The 18468-nt window shown below is 67.3% G+C and carries 16 protein-coding genes; 6 read left to right on the top strand and 10 right to left on the bottom strand.

Annotated elements, in window-relative coordinates; genetic code table 11:
* Window positions 1-7 precede the first annotated feature (7 nt).
* The 5 genes from ACSFA5_RS15305 to ACSFA5_RS15325 all read right to left on the bottom strand — a co-directional run bounded on the left by ACSFA5_RS15305 (window position 8) and on the right by ACSFA5_RS15325 (window position 6136).
* A complete protein-coding gene (locus tag ACSFA5_RS15305) occupies window positions 8-670 on the bottom strand; it encodes a protein-methionine-sulfoxide reductase heme-binding subunit MsrQ (protein WP_435444897.1) in 663 nt (220 codons plus the stop codon).
* Between the two features lie 28 nt (window positions 671-698).
* Window positions 699-1718, bottom strand: coding sequence for a protein-methionine-sulfoxide reductase catalytic subunit MsrP (gene msrP, locus ACSFA5_RS15310; RefSeq protein WP_435444898.1), 1020 nt, complete (start codon window positions 1716-1718; stop codon window positions 699-701).
* Window positions 1719-1842: 124 nt separating this feature from the next.
* A complete protein-coding gene (ccsB, locus tag ACSFA5_RS15315) occupies window positions 1843-3159 on the bottom strand; it encodes a c-type cytochrome biogenesis protein CcsB (RefSeq protein ID WP_435444899.1) in 1317 nt (438 codons plus the stop codon).
* Complete coding sequence (locus ACSFA5_RS15320; RefSeq protein WP_435444900.1) at window positions 3156-5330, bottom strand: cytochrome c biogenesis protein ResB; 2175 nt, start codon at window positions 5328-5330, stop codon at window positions 3156-3158. The genes ccsB and ACSFA5_RS15320 overlap by 4 nt, the downstream gene beginning before the upstream one ends.
* A gap of 125 nt (window positions 5331-5455) precedes the next feature.
* Window positions 5456-6136, bottom strand: coding sequence for a c-type cytochrome (locus ACSFA5_RS15325; RefSeq protein ID WP_435445349.1), 681 nt, complete (start codon window positions 6134-6136; stop codon window positions 5456-5458).
* Between the two features lie 79 nt (window positions 6137-6215).
* Here ACSFA5_RS15325 and yihA point away from each other — a divergent pair, with 79 nt between their 5' ends.
* Both yihA and ACSFA5_RS15335 read left to right on the top strand, forming a co-directional pair.
* On the top strand, window positions 6216-6989 hold the full coding sequence (yihA, locus tag ACSFA5_RS15330; protein WP_435444901.1) for a ribosome biogenesis GTP-binding protein YihA/YsxC: 774 nt from the start codon (window positions 6216-6218) through the stop codon (window positions 6987-6989).
* A gap of 85 nt (window positions 6990-7074) precedes the next feature.
* Window positions 7075-7989 carry an alpha/beta fold hydrolase gene (locus ACSFA5_RS15335; protein WP_435444903.1) on the top strand — a complete coding sequence of 305 codons (915 nt, stop codon included), beginning with the start codon at window positions 7075-7077 and terminating at the stop codon, window positions 7987-7989.
* Here the strand turns inward: ACSFA5_RS15335 and ACSFA5_RS15340 are convergent.
* The gene (locus ACSFA5_RS15340) at window positions 7983-8867 is read right to left on the bottom strand and encodes an LpxL/LpxP family acyltransferase (protein ID WP_435444904.1); all 885 of its coding nucleotides are present in this window, start codon (window positions 8865-8867) and stop codon (window positions 7983-7985) included. The genes ACSFA5_RS15335 and ACSFA5_RS15340 overlap by 7 nt on opposite strands.
* Window positions 8864-9754: a lysophospholipid acyltransferase family protein gene (locus ACSFA5_RS15345; protein WP_435444905.1), complete on the bottom strand. Its 891-nt coding sequence runs from the start codon at window positions 9752-9754 to the stop codon at window positions 8864-8866. Before ACSFA5_RS15345 ends, ACSFA5_RS15340 begins: the two co-directional genes overlap by 4 nt.
* A 219-nt stretch (window positions 9755-9973) precedes the next feature.
* Here ACSFA5_RS15345 and metK point away from each other — a divergent pair, with 219 nt between their 5' ends.
* A complete protein-coding gene (metK, locus tag ACSFA5_RS15350) occupies window positions 9974-11155 on the top strand; it encodes a methionine adenosyltransferase (RefSeq protein WP_435444906.1) in 1182 nt (393 codons plus the stop codon).
* Between the two features lie 12 nt (window positions 11156-11167).
* Here metK and ACSFA5_RS15355 read toward each other — a convergent pair whose 3' ends face one another.
* Both ACSFA5_RS15355 and ACSFA5_RS15360 read right to left on the bottom strand, forming a co-directional pair.
* Window positions 11168-12613: a sensor histidine kinase gene (locus ACSFA5_RS15355; protein WP_435444907.1), complete on the bottom strand. Its 1446-nt coding sequence runs from the start codon at window positions 12611-12613 to the stop codon at window positions 11168-11170.
* A gap of 12 nt (window positions 12614-12625) precedes the next feature.
* Window positions 12626-13300, bottom strand: coding sequence for a response regulator (locus ACSFA5_RS15360; RefSeq protein ID WP_435444908.1), 675 nt, complete (start codon window positions 13298-13300; stop codon window positions 12626-12628).
* Window positions 13301-13485: 185 nt separating this feature from the next.
* On the opposite strand from ACSFA5_RS15360, the gene ACSFA5_RS15365 reads away from it, so the two are divergent.
* From ACSFA5_RS15365 to ACSFA5_RS15375, 3 genes are read left to right on the top strand one after another with little or no spacing between them, the layout of a single operon-like run.
* Window positions 13486-14511, top strand: coding sequence for an ABC transporter substrate-binding protein (locus ACSFA5_RS15365; RefSeq protein ID WP_435444909.1), 1026 nt, complete (start codon window positions 13486-13488; stop codon window positions 14509-14511).
* A gap of 2 nt (window positions 14512-14513) precedes the next feature.
* Window positions 14514-15323 carry an ABC transporter ATP-binding protein gene (locus tag ACSFA5_RS15370; protein WP_435445350.1) on the top strand — a complete coding sequence of 270 codons (810 nt, stop codon included), beginning with the start codon at window positions 14514-14516 and terminating at the stop codon, window positions 15321-15323.
* Between the two features lie 26 nt (window positions 15324-15349).
* Window positions 15350-16222: an ABC transporter permease gene (locus ACSFA5_RS15375; protein WP_435444910.1), complete on the top strand. Its 873-nt coding sequence runs from the start codon at window positions 15350-15352 to the stop codon at window positions 16220-16222.
* 73 nt (window positions 16223-16295) lie between these two features.
* Here the strand turns inward: ACSFA5_RS15375 and ACSFA5_RS15380 are convergent, their stop codons facing one another.
* On the bottom strand, window positions 16296-18446 hold the full coding sequence (locus ACSFA5_RS15380; protein ID WP_435444911.1) for a TonB-dependent receptor domain-containing protein: 2151 nt from the start codon (window positions 18444-18446) through the stop codon (window positions 16296-16298).
* Window positions 18447-18468: the final 22 nt, after the last annotated feature.

Raw genomic sequence — 18468 nt, forward strand, 5'->3', positions numbered from 1 at the left:
CCGTCCGTCAGCCGGTGCGCAGCGGCTTCTCGCTGCTGCGCGCCACACCCGCCGCGGACTGCCTGGCCTTGCTGCGCTTGCTCGCGAAATTCCACACCCGCCAAGCCAGCAGCACGCCGATGATCGCAACGTAGATGAACACTTCGGCAAAGTTGTTCTTGCCCGCGCGCATCCAGAAGAAGTGCAGCAGGCCGAGCCCCGCGATCACGTAGACGAGCTTGTGCAGCATCTGCCAGCGCTTGGCGCCCATGGCCTTGATTGCGCGATTGAACGACGTGGCGGCCAGCGGCGTCAGCAGCACGAAGGCCAAGAACCCCACCAGAATGAACGGCCGCTTCGCGATGTCCTTGGCGATGTCGCCCCACTCGAAGCCCATGTCGAACCAGCTGTAGCACAGCAGGTGAACCACCACGTAGAAGTAAGCGAACAGGCCCAGCATGCGGCGGTAGCGCGCGAGCGCGTTCCATTTGCTGATGACGCGCAACGGCGTCACCGCCAGCACGATGCAGATGAAGCGCAGCGTCCAGTCGCCGGTGGCGCGAATCAGGAACTCGGCGGGGTTGGCACCGAGCCCGTCGGTGAACGCGCCGTAGCCCAGCCGTGCGAACGGCAGCAGGCACAGCAGGAAGATGACCGGCTTGGTCGCCGGATGCATGAGCAGCTTGTTCATGGGAGCGGCGAGCGCGTGGCGCGCGGGTTCAGAAGTTCTTCTTCAGGTCCATGCCCGCATACAGCTGCGCGACCTGGGCTTCGTAGCCGTTGAACATCTCGGTCTTGCGCCGCTTGGCGAACAGGCCGCCGCCGTCGCCGATACGCCGCTCGGTGGCCTGGCTCCAGCGCGGATGGTCGACGTTGGGGTTCACGTTCGAATAGAAGCCGTATTCGTTGGCGGCCGCCTTGTTCCAGGCGGTGCTCGGCTCCTTCTCGACGAAGCGGATCTTCACGATCGACTTGGCCGACTTGAAGCCGTACTTCCATGGCACCACCAGGCGCACGGGCGCACCGTTCTGATTGGGCAGCACCTCGCCGTACATGCCGAAGGCCAGCAGCGTGAGCGGGTTCATCGCCTCGTCCATGCGCAGTCCCTCGGTGTAGGGCCAGTCGAGCACGCGCGAGCCCACGAAGGGCATGGTCTTGGGGTCGGCCAGCGTCACGAACTCGACGAACTTGGCGTTGCCCTGCGGCTCGACCTTCTTGATGAGTTCGGCCAGCGAATAGCCGACCCACGGGATGACCATCGACCAGCCTTCGACGCAGCGCAGGCGGTAGATGCGTTCTTCCTGCGCGCTGAGCTTGAGCAGGTCTTCGATGCCGTACTTGCCGGGCTTCTTGACCAGCCCCTCGACCTCGACGGTCCAGGGCCGCGTCTTCAGCGTGCCGGCGTTCTTGGCCGGATCGGCCTTGTCGGTGCCGAACTCGTAGTAGTTGTTGTAGGTCGATGCGTCCTTGTACTCGGTGAGCTTGTCCATGGACATGGCACCGGGTACCGCCGACTTGGCGCCCGGCAGCGGCGCGAGCTTGTTAGGGCGTTCTGCCTGGGCCCAGGCTTCGCGCGACGCGAAAGCCGCCAGCGCCGCGCCTGCCGCACCGCCCGCCATGAGCTTGAGCAGGTCGCGCCGGCTTTCGTATTCGGCACGCGGCGTGATCTCGCTCGACAGCGGGTGAATGAAGCCGTCGTTGCTGCTGTGGCGACGGATCGGGCGGGAATGGAACGACATGACAGGCCTTTCGCGTGAATCGTGATGCTCAGGGTAGTTCGTGACCGGCCCTGCTTTGGTTACGCGCCATCGCGGCGCGTGGTTTCAATTCTTCGCGAAGACCGGCAAGGCCGCGAGCCTGCGCCTACAAGGTGCCGTAGCTGTGCAGCCCGCTCAGGAACATGTTGACGCCCAGGAAGGCGAAGGTCGTGACCGCCAGGCCGCCCAGCGCCCACCAGGCCGCCACGGTGCCGCGCAGGCCCTTCACGAGCCGCATGTGCAGCCAGGCCGCGTAGTTGAGCCAGACGATCAGCGCCCAGGTTTCCTTCGGGTCCCAGCTCCAGTAGCCGCCCCATGCATCGGCCGCCCACAGCGCGCCCAGCACGGTGGCGATGGTGAAGAAGGCGAAGCCGACGGTGATCGACTTGTACATGACGTCGTCCAGCACCTCGTTGGCCGGCAGTCGCGCCGCGATGCGCTTGCGCCCCAGCAGAATGCCCGCCGCGATCAGCGCGGAGATGCCCGCATAGACCACCCAGTAGCTGCCGCCGGCTTCCTGCACGCGCTGGCGGAACGCCACCGGCACGAAGCACAACGCCACGCCCAGCAGCCAGATCGGCGTGAGCTTGTACCAGCGCTTCTCCTCGGCCTGCTCCTTGATGAGGTAGGCGAAGGCCACCATGGCCGCGAGCGAGAAGGTGCCGTAGCCGATGAAGTTGGCGGGCACGTGCAGCTTCATCCACCAGCTCTGCAACGCAGGCACCAGCGGCTGGATTTCATGCGCCTCGCGCACGATCGTGTACCAGAGCAAAAAACCGACCGCGGCGCTGACGACCAGCATCACGAAGGCGCCCAGCGCGCGCGTGTTGTAGCGCTCTTCGAAGTAGAGATAGAACGCGGCCGTCAGCCAGCAGAACAGCACGAACACTTCGTACAGGTTGCTCACAGGGATGTGGCCGATGTCCGGGCCGAGCTGGTGGCTTTCATACCAGCGCACCATGGTGCCGATCAGTGCCATGGTGACCGCAGCCCAGGCCAGGCGCGAGGCGATCGCATCGAAGGTGTCGGCCTGCTTGCCGCCGAAGAAACCGAGCCAGTAGAACAGCGTGCTCATGAAGAACAGCACGCTCATCCACAAGATGGCCGACTGGCTCGACAAAAAGTACTTGAGCCAGAACACCGTGTCGGCCCGCGCCAGGTCGCCCTGGTACGAGCTGATGGCCAGCAGCGAGGCCGCGGCCACCACCAGGGCCAGCACGCGCAGCGGCCGCCAGAACCAGCCGATGGAGATCATCGCGATCAATGCAGCGGCAAGGATCGGCTTCTCGTAGTAGTCCATCGACCCCGCGTAGCGCGTGAACGCGAACAGGCCGCCGGCCAGCACCAGCGCCGCGAACACCCAGTCGAACAGGTTGCGGCGCGAGAGCCAGCTTTCATTGAGCGTGAGGGTCGTGGTGTTCATGGTGTCGCCGTTTGTTCTTTGTCCAGTGCGAGCAGCTTGTGCTTGAGATGCTCGAATTCGCGATCGCTGTCGATGGTCTTGCGGTTGACCGAGAAGGCCATCGTGGCGGCCGTGTGCGGGTCTCCGGAGGCCGTGCCGTCGGGTGCGAGCCACACCCACAGTCGGCGTTCGCGCACGTACAGCATGGCAAAAATCCCGATGATCAGCAACAGGCAGCCCAGATACACCACATTCTTGCCGGGGGCGCGCGCCACCTGGAACACGCTGGCCTGCACCTGGGTGAAGTCGGTCATCATCATCGCGACCGGGGCCGGGTAGAAGTGCGCGTCGCTGATGGCCAGCACGGCCTGCGTGAGGTAGGCCTGCGATTTGTCGTCGTCGGGCAGCGCAGCCAGGCCGGCGCCTTCGCGGCTCAGGTTGAGCACCTCGAACAGCACGTCGTTCAGGATGCGCACCAGCACCCCGCCGGCGCGCTCGCGCTCGGCCTCGGGCACGTTGACTTCCATGAACTCGGCAATCGCCTGCCAGCCGCCCACGGTGGTGGCGTCGGCCTTGGCGCGCTCGCTGCCCGCGAACAATGCGAGCGCGCGCGTGGCCGACACGCGCAGCTGCCCGGCCATCTCGGGGCGCTTCGGGTCGCTCGCCTTGGCGATGTAGCGCTCGATGGCCTTGGCGCGGGTGTCGGCGTCGCCGAGCGCGGTGCGCATGCGCACGAAGCCGTCCATCGAGCCCTGGTCGTCGGCCGGCACGCGCAGGTAGCGGAACGGGTCTTCGGGCTTCTCGCGCATGCCCAGCAGGAACACGGGCTGACCGTCGCCGGTGTCGACCGGAACCATGTAGTTCTGGTACTCGCGCGCCTGGCCCGAGGCGTCGCGCAGCTTGTAGCCGATGCTCGGGCCGATGTTGCGCAGCACCTTCGGCTTGTTGACCTTGTTGGCCGCGCCCAGGCGCGACTCGATGTCGTGGCGCAGGTCGACCTTGCGCACGTCGGCGCCGCTGCGCAGCGGGCCGGCGTCGGCGAAGTTCTCGACGTTGATCACGCGCAGCGCGGCGTACTCGAGCGTGAGCTTGTCTTCGCCGTTGGTGATCTCGGTGGTGGGGCCGCCGATGACGCCTTCGACCTCGAAGGGCTTGGCCGCGGCCGCCATCGGCACGGCCGCGAGCTTCACCTTGGAGCCGCCGTCGTCGAAGCTGGACTGGTAGATCTCCACGCCCTTGTAGCTGGCCGGGTGATTGACCTCGATGCGCGCGGGCACCGCTTCGCCTGTCTCGCGGTCGTGCAGCACCACCTCGCTGGCGAAGAGCTTGGGCATGCCGGTCGAGTAGTACTCGACGATGAACTTCTTCAGCTCGATGGAAAACGGCAGCTCCTGCAGCAGCACGCCGTCGGCCTGGTTCAGGATGGCCACGCTGCCCTGCCCGCCTTCGGGCACGAGGATGTTGCCGCGGAAGGTCGGGTTGCTGGCGGACAGCCGGTACTGCGGCGGCACGTCGGCGATCATGCCGCCGCCGGTGAACACGCTCTTGCCGTTGAACCACGTCTGCGCGCGCACCATGAGGTCGCCGTCGAGCAGCCCGCCGATGCACACCAGCACGATGGCGCTGTGGGCCGCGATGTAGCCGAGCTTGTGCGCGCCGCCCGCGCGCGCCGCGACCATCCAGCCCGCCGGGGTCGCGCGGCTGCCGTCGGTGGCCTCGCGCTGCTGCAGCTTCACCTTCCATCCGCCGCTCACCAGCAACTGCCCGATGCGCTGGGCCGCGGCTTCGGGCGTTTCATCGAGGCGGCTTTCCGCGCGCTGCCCGAAGGCCTTCAGGCTCTGCGCGCGAATGTCTTCCTTGAAGGTCTTCAGGTCGGCCAGGATGCGCGGCGTGTTGCGCGAGATGCACAGCGTGGTGCTGATCACCAGGAACAGCAGGATCAGCAGGAACCACCAGGCGCCGTAGACCGCGTCGAGCTTGGCCGCGCGGAACAGCGCGGCCCAGAACGGCCCGAACTGGTTGATGTAGTTGTTGATCGGCTCGTGCTGCTTGAGCACCGTGCCGATGACCGACGCGATGCAGATGACGGTGAGCAGCGCAATGGCGAAGCGCATCGACGAAAACAGCTCCACCGCAGCGCGAAGCATTTGCGGGCCGCGACGAACGCGAAGGCCATGTGTGGAGACGGACATCGGCGAGAGGAATGAATGAAGGGAAGGAAGAAAAAAGCAAAAGGGCGGGCCATCCTCCTGGATCGGCCCGCCCTTTGTTTGGGGTTGTTGTCGGCGGTTAGTTCACGCTCGAAGGCGCGTCGTCATCAACGCAGGCCGGCAATGTAGTCGGCCACGGCCCTGATTTCACGGTCGTTGAGCTTGGCGGCGACGCCGGTCATGGGTGCGCTGTTCAGGCGCACGTTGTCGCGAAAGGCAGTGAGCTGGGCCACGGTGTATTCAGAGTTCTGGCCACCCAGGCGCGGGTACTGGGCGGGAATGCCGGCGCCGTTCGGGCTGTGGCAACCGGCGCAGGCCGGGATCTGGCGCTCGCCGATGCCGCCGCGGTAGATCTTCTCGCCCATGGCGAGGGTGTCCTTGTCTTTCGAGAAACCCGGCTTGACCTTCTTCGAGCCCACGAACCAGGCGATGTTGCGCATGTCTTCTTCGGACAGCGCGGAAGCCAGCGGCTTCATGATCGCGCTCTTGCGCTTGCCGGACTTGAATTCTTCCAGCTGCTTGAGGATGTATTCGGGATGCTGTTGCGCCAGCTTGGGGTTTGCCGCGATGGCGGCGTTGCCGTCCGCGTTGTGGCACGACGCGCAACTCTGGCTGTTGGCCGGCGTCGCGTTGAACAACGTGTCCCCCTTGGCAGGGTCCGGCTTGGGAGGCTTCGCGGGGGCCGCACTCGCCGCTCCTGGAGTTGCCGCGTGTTCATCGGCTGCAAAACTCGCGCTGCATGCGATGCCCACGAGGGCTGCAAGCAGAATATTGGCAAACAACTTCATATCGGGGGGCTTCGCTTCGAATTTATTGGCGCAAAACCTCACGATTCTACAATGTGGGTCTAGTTTCGAAAGTCCGTAGATGCCCTCCCCGCGCGCCAAGCCCGCTGCCTATCCTTCCCGCGCGGCTCCCGCCGCGGACCCCCAGGTCGCCGAACGCGAGCGCGTGGCACTGGGCTGGTTGCACACCGCCCACTTCCTCACCAGCGCGCCCCAGCTGGAACACCTGCCCCCCGTCGACCTGCCCGAAATCGCCTTCGTCGGCCGCTCCAACGCGGGCAAGTCGACCGCCATCAACACCCTCACGCAGCAGACGCGCCTGGCCTTCGCCTCGAAGACACCGGGCCGCACGCAGCACATCAACCTGTTCGGCATCGGCAAGCAGAAGGTCGATGACGCCGTGCTGGCCGACCTGCCCGGCTACGGCTACGCGGCCGTGCCCAAGGAAGCCAAGCTGCGCTGGCAGCGCGTGATGGGCAACTACCTGATGACGCGCGAAAGCCTGCGCGGCGTGGTGCTCATGTGCGACCCGCGCCAGGGCCTGACGGAGCTCGACGAGATCCTGCTCGACGTGATCCGCCCGCGCGTGGAGCAAGGCCTGAAGTTCCTGGTGCTGCTGACCAAGTCCGACAAGCTCACGCGCAGCGAAGCCGCCAAGGTGCTGTCGATCACGCGACTCAACGCCGGCGGCGGCGAGGTGAAACTGTTCTCGGCCCTGAAGAAGCAGGGTGTCGGCGAGGCGGCCGAGCTGCTGTGGCGCTGGGTGCATCCGGAAGGAGCCGCGGCCCCTGCCACTGCGACGACCGAGACCGCCGAGCCGATCGACCCCACGGAGCCGCCGCCCGCAGACGAGTAGGCCGAAAACAGGCTGCAACGGCCGTCCAGCGTGCGTGGTTCACTATCAAAAAAATAGCGACAGTCAACCCAAGGAGACAACGAGCATGACCGAGACCTTCCAACGCAGCCTGCCCAACGGCACCACGCTGAGCTGCCGCGCCGCCGGCGAGCCGGGCCGCCCACTGATGGTGTTTTTGCACGGCTTTCCAGAAGCCGCGTTCATCTGGGACGAACTGCTCGACTACTTCTCGGACCCGGCGCACGGGGGCTACCGCTGCGTGGCGCCCAACCTGCGCGGCTTCGAGCGATCGAGCGCGCCGACCGACGTGGCGGCCTACAAGCCCCATCTGCTGATCCAGGACATCCAGCAACTCGTCGCCACCGAAAGCGCCGACGGCACCATGGCCGCGCTGGTGGCCCACGACTGGGGCGGCGCCTTCGGCTGGGGCTATGCCAATGCATTTCCGGCGCAGGTCGGCAAGCTGGTCATCATCAATTCGCCGCATCCTGGCACCTTCACCCGCGAGCTGCGCAACAACCCGGCGCAGCAGCAGGCCAGCGCCTACATGCATTTCCTTGCGCGCCCCGACGCAGAGGTATTGCTCGCGGCCGACGACTTCAAGCGCATGTGGCCCTTCTTCACGCTGATGAAGGCCGGCCCCGACGGCTTCGGCTGGCTCACCGAAGAAGTGAAGCAGCAGTACCGCGAGGTGTGGGGCGCGGGCCTCACGGGCGCGTGCAACCTCTACCGCGTGACACCGATGAAGCCGCCGCTGCCGGGCCAGACCGTCGACGGCATTCCGGTGCTGCCGCACGAGCGGCTCACGGTGAACGTGCCGACCTTCGTGTTCTGGGCGCTCGACGACGCCGCGCTGCTGCCCGGCCTGCTCGAAGGGCTCGACGCGTACGTGCCGAAGCTCGAGATCAGGAAGGTGCCCGACGCGACCCACTGGATCGTGCACGAGCAGCCGCAGTTGGTGGCCCGGGAGATCGAGGCCTTTCTTCAGCGCGATCAATAGATCGGCGGCTCGCCTTCGGGGCGCGTCTTGAACCGGCGGTGCACCCAGTAGTACTGGGCCGGCATCGTGTCGATGTAGCCCTGCAGGCGCTCGTTCATGAGCGCCGTGTCGGCCTCGACGTCGTCGGTCGGAAAGTTCTGCCAGGTCGCCAGCACCTGGATTTCGTAGCCGCCCGGCGTGAGCCTGGACACCACCGGCACCACCTTGGCCTTGCCCAGCCGCGCAAAGCGCGACAGCGAGGGCACGGTGGCCGCCTGCACGCCGTAGAACGGCACGAAGATGGTCTGGTCTCGGCCGAAGTCCATGTCCGGCAGCAGGTACAGCAGGCCGCCCTTGCGCAGGCCCTGCAGCACCGGCTTGATGCCGTCCACCCGGTTGAGCGCCGCCACGTCGCCGAAGCGCGTGCGGCCCTCGCGGATCCAGGCGTCGACCATGGGGTCGCGCTGGGTTGTGTAGATGGTGGCCGAGGGGCGCGCCGTGTGCATGGTCAGCGCGGTGGCCGCGGCGTCCAGCCCGTAGAAATGCGGCGCGAACAAAATCATCGGCGCGTCGCCCTCGGCGATCTCGCGGATCTCCGGTGCGGCGCCGACCACCTTGAGCCGGCTCGCCACCACCTTCTCGGACGCATGCCAGAGCCAGCCGCGGTCGAGCCACGACTGCGCCACGTAGACGAAGGTTTCGCGCGCCAGGGCGCGCCGCTCGGCCTCGGACTTCTGGGGGAAGCAGACGGCCAGGTTGGTGTCGACCACGCGCCGCCGCGGCACGGCCACGGTGTGCAGGATGCGGCCCAGCACCCTGCCGAAGCCACGCACGAGTGGCAGGGGCAGCGGCGCGATCGCGCGCATGAAACCGATGCCGAGCCGGGAACCGAAGCTCATGCGGCCTCCCCGGTGGCGGCGGTCACGCGCTCTGCGCGCGGCTCCTTGTAGCGCGCGTAGTCCCACACGTACTGCCCCGGCAGGCTGTGGATCAGCCGGCCGATGCCGTCGTTCATGGCGGCCGCCGCGTCCTCGATGGAAGCGGCCGGGTCGGTGAGCGCGGTCCCGACGATGGGTTCGAAGCGAATCACATAGCCAGCGCCGCGTGGCAGGCGTTCGCACACGCTCAGGAAGCAGGCCGCGCGGGTCTGTTGCGCAAGGCGGGGAAGCAGGGTCATGGTGTACGCGGGGCGGCCGAGGAAAGGCGCCCACACGCCCTGCCCCAGCGGCGGCACCTGGTCGGGCAGGATGCCGGTGTAGCCGCCGCCGCGCAGCGTGCGGATCAGGCCGCGCACGCCGCTGTTGTTGGTGGGCAGCGTGTGCAGGCCGGGACGGTCGCGCGAGCCGGCGGCGATCAGCGCGGCCATCCATTTCTTGCGCGCCGGACGGAACAGCGCCGTGATGGGGCCGTAGGCCGCCAGGAAGCGTTCGCCGATGGCCTGGCCGCACATTTCCCAGCTGCCGAGGTGCGGCGCCACCAGGATCACGCCCTTCTTCGCCTGCATGGCCGCCTCGAAGGCCTCGACGCCTTCCCAGCGCACCACGCGGTCCAGCACGGTCTGGCCGTGGGGGCGCAGCCACAGCCAGGGCAGCTCGGAGGCCATCTTGCCGGCGGCGGCGATCGCGGGACGGTACTGGTGGGGCGCGAAGCCCGCGCTCTCGGCATGGGCCTTGAAGCGGCGGCGATAGCCCGGCGCGCTCCACCAGACCAGCCAGCCCAGCATCGCGCCGAACCCATGCATCAACGGCATCGGCACGCGGGCAAGCAGGCGGAACAGGGTGATCATTGAAACGGGAGGGGGGTCAAAAAACGGACGCGCGCGCATGGTATGGCGCGGCTCGGAATAGAATGCAAATTGTCGCCGAGTTACGGAACAACTTGCAGGGCGACAAACACAAGCGCGAAGCGATTGTGCCCGGTCGATTCTTTCGACACTCTGCTAAAGCGTTCGCCAGGGCTCCGCAGAGTTGGCAACGCGCCAAATCACTTCAAGGAGCTTTGAAAAATGGCGAACGATTTTCTCTTCACTTCCGAATCCGTTTCCGAAGGCCACCCCGACAAGGTTGCCGACCAGATCTCGGATGCCATCCTGGACGCGATCTTCGAGCAGGACCCCCGCAGCCGCGTGGCCGCCGAGACGCTGACCAACACCGGTCTCGTGGTGCTCGCCGGTGAAATCACCACCAACGCCCACGTCGACTACATCCAGGTTGCGCGCGACACCATCAAGCGCATCGGCTACGACAACACCGAGTACGGCATCGACTACAAGGGTTGCGCCGTGATGGTCTGCTACGACAAGCAGTCCAACGACATCGCCCAGGGCGTGGACCACGCATCGGACGACCACCTGAACACCGGCGCGGGCGACCAGGGCCTGATGTTCGGCTATGCCTGCGACGAAACGCCCGAGCTGATGCCCGCGCCGATCTACTACGCGCACCGCCTCGTCGAGCGCCAGGCCCAGCTGCGCAAGGACGGCCGCCTGCCCTTCCTGCGCCCCGACGCCAAGAGCCAGGTCACGATGCGCTACGTGGACGGCAAGCCGCACAGCATCGACACCGTGGTGCTGTCGACGCAGCATCACCCCGACCAGAGCGAGACGCAAACCAAGATGAAGGCCTCGTTCAACGAAGCCATCATCGAAGAGATCATCAAGCCCGTGCTGCCCAAGGAATGGCTGCAGAACACGCGCTTCCTGATCAACCCGACCGGTCGTTTCGTCATCGGCGGCCCGCAAGGCGACTGCGGCCTCACCGGCCGCAAGATCATCGTGGACACCTACGGCGGCGCCTGCCCGCACGGTGGCGGCGCGTTCTCGGGCAAGGACCCGTCGAAGGTCGACCGCTCGGCCGCCTACGCCGCGCGCTACGTGGCAAAGAACATCGTGGCCGCCGGCATCGCGCGCCAGTGCCAGATCCAGGTGGCGTACGCCATCGGCGTGGCCGAGCCGATGAACATCACGGTCTACACCGAAGGCACCGGCGTGATCTCCGACGAGAAGATCGCAGCACTCGTGCGCGAACACTTCGACCTGCGTCCGAAGGGCATCATCCAGATGCTCGACCTGCTGCGCCCGATCTACCAGAAGACCGCCGCCTACGGCCACTTCGGCCGCGAAGAGCCCGAGTTCACCTGGGAAGCGACGACGCAAGCCCCCGCGCTGCGCGCAGCCGCCGGCCTGTAAGGCCCTCGAGGCCTACAGGTCCTGCCGCGCCCTTTGCGCCGGCTCGACCGGTGCAAAGCGCACCGTGACCAGCAGCCCGCTCGCCTCGCGCGGGTTGGCTGCGAGGTCCACGTCGGCATCGAAGGCACGCGCGATCTCGCGCACGATGGCCAGGCCCAGCCCCGTGCCCTCGGTGTCCTGCGACACCCGATAGAAGCGCTCGAACACGCGCTCGCGCACCTCGGGCGCAATGCCCGGGCCGTTGTCTTCCACGGTCAGCTCGACCGAACCCTCCCGCTTGCGCACACCGACCGTCACGCGCGCGCCTTCCTGCGTGTAGCGCAGCGCGTTGTCCAGCAGGTTGGTCACCAGCGCATCGAGCAGCGCGGGCTGCGCCAGCACGACGGCGTGCTCGAGCCCGGCCTGCGACTCGAGTCCCAGGTCGATGCCCCGGCGGTCCGCCAGCGCCGCGAGCTGCTCCACGCAGCGCAGCGCCACCGCCGCCAGGTCGACCCGTTCGAGCCGCGTGTGCGCATCGCCGTGCTCGGCCTGCGCCAGCAGCAGCAGCTTGTTCGTCACGTCGACCAGCCGCCGGTTGCTGGTCTGCATGGCGACCCACATGGCGTCCATGTCGGCGCGGCGGGTATCCCATTCGCCGCGGTGCTGGCGCGTGTAGCGCGCGAACTCGATCTGCGAGGCCTGCATGGCCAGCGGCGTGCGCAGCTGGTGCGCCGCGTCGGCGATGAAGCGGCGCTGCGTCTCGGAGTGCGCTTTCAGCTGACCCACGAAGCGGTTGATGGTGTCGGCCACCGGACGCAGTTCGCTGTGCAGCGCCGCGGGGTCCACCACGAGGTCGAGGTGCAGCGGATCGCGCTGCGCGAGCTGCTGGCTCAGCCGCACGATCGGGCGCAACTCCAGCGTCAGCGCCGCCACGGCCAGCACGATGGCCAGCACGAGCGCGATCAGCAGGTATTGCATCGAAGGCCACCACAGCGTGCGCAGCATGTGGTTGCGGCTGCCTTCGGTCTTGCCGACCGCGATGGTGATGTCACGCGAACCCGCGGATTCATACATGGCGCGCGTGGTGACCACGGCGCGCAGCGGCTGGCCGGCGAAGTGGGTGTCGTACCACTGCGCGCGGTCCACGCCCTCGGGCTTGCGCACGGGGGGCAGCGGGAAGTCGGGCGAGCCGGCCAGCACCTCGCCGTTCGCGCCCGTCACGCTGAGGAACACGCGGTCGCGCTCGGGCGACACGAACAGGCTCAGCGCCGACGGCGGCACGCTGGCCTGCACGTCGTCGCCTTCCCAGATCAGCCGGTCCGACAGCACCTTGGCGGACGAGAGCAGGTCGTGGTCCTGCACGTAGTCGGCCACTTCCGCGGCGTTGCGCCAATTGAGGTACCCGCAGATCGCCACGAACACCGACAGCGGCAGCAGCAGCCACAGCGCCAGGCGCAGGCGAAGGCTGGCGCGCTTCACTGCGGGCCGCTCCTAGTCTTCCTGCCGCGTGCGCAACAGATAGCCCACGCCGCGCAATGTGATGATCGTCGCCTGGCTCGCTTCGAGCTTCTTGCGCAGCCGGTGGATGTAGATGTCGACGGCATCCGCGCTGGGCTCGTCGTCCAGCCCGAACATCGCGTCGATCAGCGCCTGCTTCGACACCGTGCTGCCCGCCTTGAGCATCAGCGTCTCGAGCAGCGTGCGTTCGCGCGGCGGCAGCGCCAGCTCTTCGCCGGCCAGCGTGAACTGCCGTGTGCGCAGGTCGTAGCGCAGGTCGCCGCAGGCGATGTCGTTGGCCTTGCCCGGCATCTGCCGGCGCACCAGCGCCTTGATGCGCGCCACCAGTTCGCGGACCTCGAAGGGCTTGACCAGGTAGTCGTCGGCGCCGATCTCCAGGCACAGGACCTTCTGGTCGAGCGATGCGGTGGCCGTGAGGACGATCACCGGCACCGTGTCGCCGCGCTCGCGCAAGCGGCGCAGCACGGCCTTGCCGGAGAGCTGCGGAATGTTGAGGTCGAGCAGCACCACGTCGTAGGCCGTCTGCGTCAGCAGCCGGTCGGCCGCGTCGCCGTTGTCCACGTGGTCGACCACGAAGTCCTGCGCGCGCAGCAGGCTGGAAAGCCAGTGCGCGAGTTGCGGGTTGTCTTCGATCAGCAGCAGCTTCATGGGGGAGCGGGGTTGGTGGCCGTGGATTCTAGGAAGCAACGCCCGGCGCCCTGCATGTAGGGATAACCATGACGAAACCCGAAGGCGGCTGAAAGCTGACCGAAGGATGGCGCTTTCTAGACTGGCTTCGTCCTGCGAACGAAGTGCGCGGGCCGCTCGAAACCATTCCAACACGGAGAGACACCATGTCCGCCACCCGCCGCACCCTGCTGGCCGCCGCCCTGTGCACCGCCTTCGCCGCCGCCCCGCTCGCACAGGCCGCCGACGCGCCCATCACCATCATGGTGGGCGGCATCAACAAGATCATCTACCTGCCGGCCAAGCTCACCGAGGCGCTGGGCTACTTCAAGGACGAAGGCCTGAACGTCGAGCTGCAATCGCAGCCCGCCGGCGTCGATGCCGAGAACCAGCTGATCGCCGGCGCGGTGCAGGGCGTGGTGGGCTTCTACGACCACACCATCGACCTGCAGAGCAAGGGCAAGGAGATCCAGGCCATCGCCGTGTTCTGCAAGGTGCCGGGCGAGGTCGAGCTGGTGTCGACCAAGGCCTCCGATGCGGGCTTCAAGAGCATGGCCGACGCCAAGGGCGGCAAGACGCTGGGTGTGACCGGCCTGGGCTCGTCCACCGACTTCCTCACGCGCTACCTGGCCGACCGTGCGGGCGTGGCCTCCAAGGACTACTCGCTGTTGCCCGTGGGCGCCGGCAACACCTTCATCGCGGCCATGAAGCAGGACCGCATCCAGGCCGGCATGACCACCGAGCCCACCGTGTCGCAGATGCTCAAGACCGGTGAGGCCAAGGTGCTGGTCGACCTGCGCACCGAGGCCGACACCGTCAAGGCGCTCGGCGGCCTGTACCCCGCCGCCAGCCTCTACGTGCAGAACACCTGGGCCGAGTCGCACAAGGCCGAGGCCACCAAGCTGGCGCACGCCTTCGCCCGCACCATGGAATACATCCACACGCACAGCGCCGAGGACATCGCCGAGAAGGTGCCGCGCGACTACTACGGCAACGACAAGGCGCTGTATGTCACGGCCCTGAAGGCGTCGCTGCCGATGTTCACCACCGACGCGAAGATGCCCGCCGGCGGCCCCGAGACCGTGCTGAAGGTGCTCGCCACCTACAAGCCGCTGGTGAAGAGCAAGAACATCGACCTGTCCAAGACCTACAGCAACGCCTACCTGGCAAGTGCTTCAGTGGCGGCGAAGTGACCATGCGAGCCGGCATTCCCCCCAGCAACAGCACCTTGACCTCGGCGATCGACTTCGACGACGTCTCGCTGCGCTTCATCTCGCAGGACGGCAACGCCACCGTGGCGCTGCGCAACTTCAGCATGTCGGTGGCGCGCGGCGAGTTCGTCGCCATCGTCGGGCCCACGGGCTGCGGCAAGTCGACCACGCTGAACATGATCACCGGCCTGCTCAAGCCCACGGTGGGCGAAGTGAAGGTGATGGGCCAGCCCGTGACGGGCGTGGACCCGCGCATCGGCTTCGTGTTCCAGGCCGACGCGGTGTTCCCGTGGCGCAGCGTGGAAGACAACGTGGCGGCCGGCCCGGTGTTCCGCGGCAAGCCCAGGAAGGAGGCGATGGAACTCGCACAGGAGTGGATCCACCGCGTGGGCCTGTCGAAGTTCGGCAAGCACTACCCCCACCAGCTGTCGGGCGGCATGCGCAAGCGCGTGGCGCTGGCGCAGACCTTCATCAACAACCCCGAGATCCTGCTGATGGACGAGCCCTTCTCCGCGCTCGACATGCAGACCCGCACGCTGATGCAGGACGAGCTGCTGCAGCTGTGGTCGGGCAACGGCGGCTGCGTGGTGTTCGTCACGCACGACCTGGAAGAAGCCATTGCGCTGGCCGACCGCGTGTTCGTGCTGTCGGCACGGCCCGCCACGCTCAAGCGCGTGTACGAGATCGACCTGCCGCGCCCGCGCGTCACGTCGGAGGTGCGCTACGACCCGCGCTTCATCGAGCTCTCCAAGCACATCTGGGACGATCTTCGCCAGGAAGTGGTCATCCAGTGAACACGACGACAACGACAACAAAAACCATGACGCCTTCCACCACCCCCACGGCGGCCGTACTGCCCTCGTCGCTCAGCGACGCTGCGCTGGCGCGCGAATCCGAGAGCGCGCAGGCGGCCATTCGCGCGCGCCGCCGCCTGATCATCTCGTTGCGGCTGATCGTGCTCGTGGTCGCGCTGGGCGGCTGGGAGATCGCGGCGCGCCTGAAGTGGATCGACCCGTTCTTCTATTCGATGCCCACGATGATCTACGACCAGCTCGTGGAGTGGATGCGCGACGGCACCTCGCAGGGCTCGCTGTGGATGCAGGTCGCGGTGACGCTGGAGGAAACGGTGATCGGCTTCCTGATCGGCTCGATTGCAGGCATCTTCTGCGGCATCCTGCTCGGGCGCAACAAGCTGCTGTCGGACGTGTTCAGCCTGTACATCCAGATCGCCAACTCGATCCCGCGCGTGGTGCTGGGCTCGATCTTCGTCATTGCGCTGGGCCTGGGCATGGCCTCGAAGGTGGCGCTGGCGGTGGTGATGGTGTTCTTCGTGGTCTTCGGCAATGCCTTCCAGGGCGTGCGCGAAGCCGACAAGTACATGATCGCGAACGCGCAGATCCTGGGCGCCTCGCCGCGCCAGGTGACGATGTCGGTGGTCATTCCGTCGGCCATGTCGTGGATCCTGGCGAGCCTGCACGTGAGCTTCGGCTTTGCGCTGGTCGGTGCGGTGGTGGGCGAGTTTCTCGGCGCCAAGGAAGGCATCGGCCTGCTGATCTCGACGGCGCAAGGCGCGTTCAATGCCAGCGGCGTGTTCGCGGCGATGATCGTGCTGGCGGTGGTTGCTTTGGCCGCCGACTTCCTTCTGAGTTCGCTCGAGAAGCGGCTGCTGAAGTGGCGGCCCGCGGCGTTCTGACGACTGCGCGGTTGCACACGGGAACGGCGGGCATCACCCGCCGTTTTTTGTTTTCATGCCGCTGCCGATGGCATCAGAACCGGTAGGCACCGCTCACGCCCACCGTCCAGTTGCGCCCCGGCGCAGGCTCGTAATAGCGGCCATTGCCTTCGTTGACGATCACCGAACCCACGTAGCGCCGGTCGAACAGGTTGTCGACACGCGCAAAGGCATTGAATTCCCAGCGCTCCCACTTCTTCAGATAGCCCGCGTACACCGCCGCGACGGCATAGCCCGGCGCGCTCGCCGTGTTGACGTCGTTGGCCTGGAGCATGCCCAGCGCGCGCATCTCCACGCCCGCGCGCCAGCCTTCGGGCGGCACCCAGCCCAGCGACGCGAACAGCGACTGCCGCGCGATCCCGGGAATGCGGTTTCCCGCCGACACCGTGTTGCCCGTCCCGCAGGGCGACGGTGAGCAGAAGGCATCGCGGTAGGTCGCGTCCAGCCAGGTGTAGGCCACCTGCGTGCGCCAGTGATCGGTGGTCTCGTGCTGCCAGCCCAGCTCGAAACCGTTGCGCCGGGTGCGCCCCGCGTTCTGGAAGGTCGCGCGGCCGCCGACGTTGGTGTCCGTCACGATCTCGTCGCGCGTGCGGGTCTGGAACAGCGCCGCCGTCAGCAGTCCGCCTCCGAGCCGGGCCTTGGCGCCGAGCTCGACGCTGTCGTTCACCGAAGGGCGCAGCGCGAAGTTCAGGCCGCTCGCGCCGTTCGCGCGGTACGACAGCTCGTTGAGCGTCGGCGTCTCGAAACCTCGGCCGATGGAGCCGTACAGCGCGAGGTCGGGCGTGGCCTGGTAGCGCAGCGAGGCCACGGGCAGCGTCCTGCTGTAGCGCGCGCTGCCGCTGTCGTCGCGGTTCGTGCCGACGATGTAGCGGTCCTGCGAATTGAAGTGCACGCTGCTGCGGCGCACGCCCGCTTCGAGCGTCCAGCGGTCGGCGAAGCGCCAGGTGGCCTGGGCGTAGGGGTCGAGGTTCCACACCTCGTTGAGCTCGTTGCGCCGCAGCCGGCCCTGCACGCCCAGCACGGGCGCCGCGACGGGGCCCAGGTAGTTCTCGTAGCCGCGGCGCTTTTCGCGCAGGCTGTCGTAGCCCAGGCCCACGACCACGTCGAAGGGCCGGTCGGCCAGCGTGAGCGCGGCATTCCAGCGCAGGTCCACGCCGCCGTATTGCCGCGACAGGTCGATCACGCCGCCCGCATGCAGCGGGTTCTGCTGCGCCGACGGGGGAATGGACTGGTACTGCGTGGTCTTGCGTTCGCCGCTGTAGAGCATCAGGCGCAGCCCCTGTTCTGCATCGATGCGCCGCTCGTAGAGCAGCCCGACCTGCGTCTGCGCTACCGTCTTGCGGGTGTCGTACTGCGTGGCCAGCGGCGCGCTGCGCGGGGCCAGCGCGTACTGGCCCGCTGTGAGTCCCAACGGGTCTTGTGCGTCGATGCGCACGCTGTTCATGATGAGCGTGAGCTTGTCGCCGTTGTCCAGCGCGATGCCCAGCTTGCCGTTGGCGATGTCGCGGCGCGCGGCGCCGTGCTCGCGCCAGCCGTCGGTGTGGAAGCGGCTCGCATCGAGCAGGTAGTCGACCGCGCCCTGCGAGCCGCTCAATTGCAGCGACTGGCGCCACGTGCCGAAGCTGCTGCCCGCGAGGGAATACGACAGCCGCGGCGGGCCTTCGCCCGAGGCGGTGAAGGCCTGCACCACGCCGCCGGAAGAATTGCCGTAGAGCGCGGAGAACGGCCCGCGCAGCACTTCCACGCGGTCCACCGAGCCGATGTCGATGTTGGAGGTCTGGCCCTGCCCGTCGGGCAAGGTGGCCGGAATGCCGTCGACATACAGCCGCACGCCGCGCACGCCGAAGGTCGAGCGCGCGCCGAAGCCGCGAATCGACAGCTGCAGGTCCTGCGCGTAGTTCAGCCGGTTCTGCACCTGCAGACCCGGCACGGCGCCCAGGCTTTCCGAGAGGTTGACCTGCAGGCGGCTGTCGCGCATGTCGCTGCCGTCGACCCGGTCGACCGAGCCGGGCACGTTGAAGGGCGTGACCTCGCCGCGCGGCGTGGAGACAGTGATTTCGCGCAGGCGCGAAACACCCGCGTCCGGACCGGTGCCGGGACCGGCCGGCGGCTCCGGCTGGGCCTGCGCGGCCGATGAAGCCCCCAGCAACAAAAGACCGGCTGCAGCGACGGGAGCGATGTTCATCGCGCCGATTCTGCTTCGGCCG

The sequence above is a fragment of the Variovorax monticola genome (assembly GCF_051216855.1).
In the GTDB taxonomy this organism is placed as follows: domain Bacteria; phylum Pseudomonadota; class Gammaproteobacteria; order Burkholderiales; family Burkholderiaceae_C; genus Variovorax.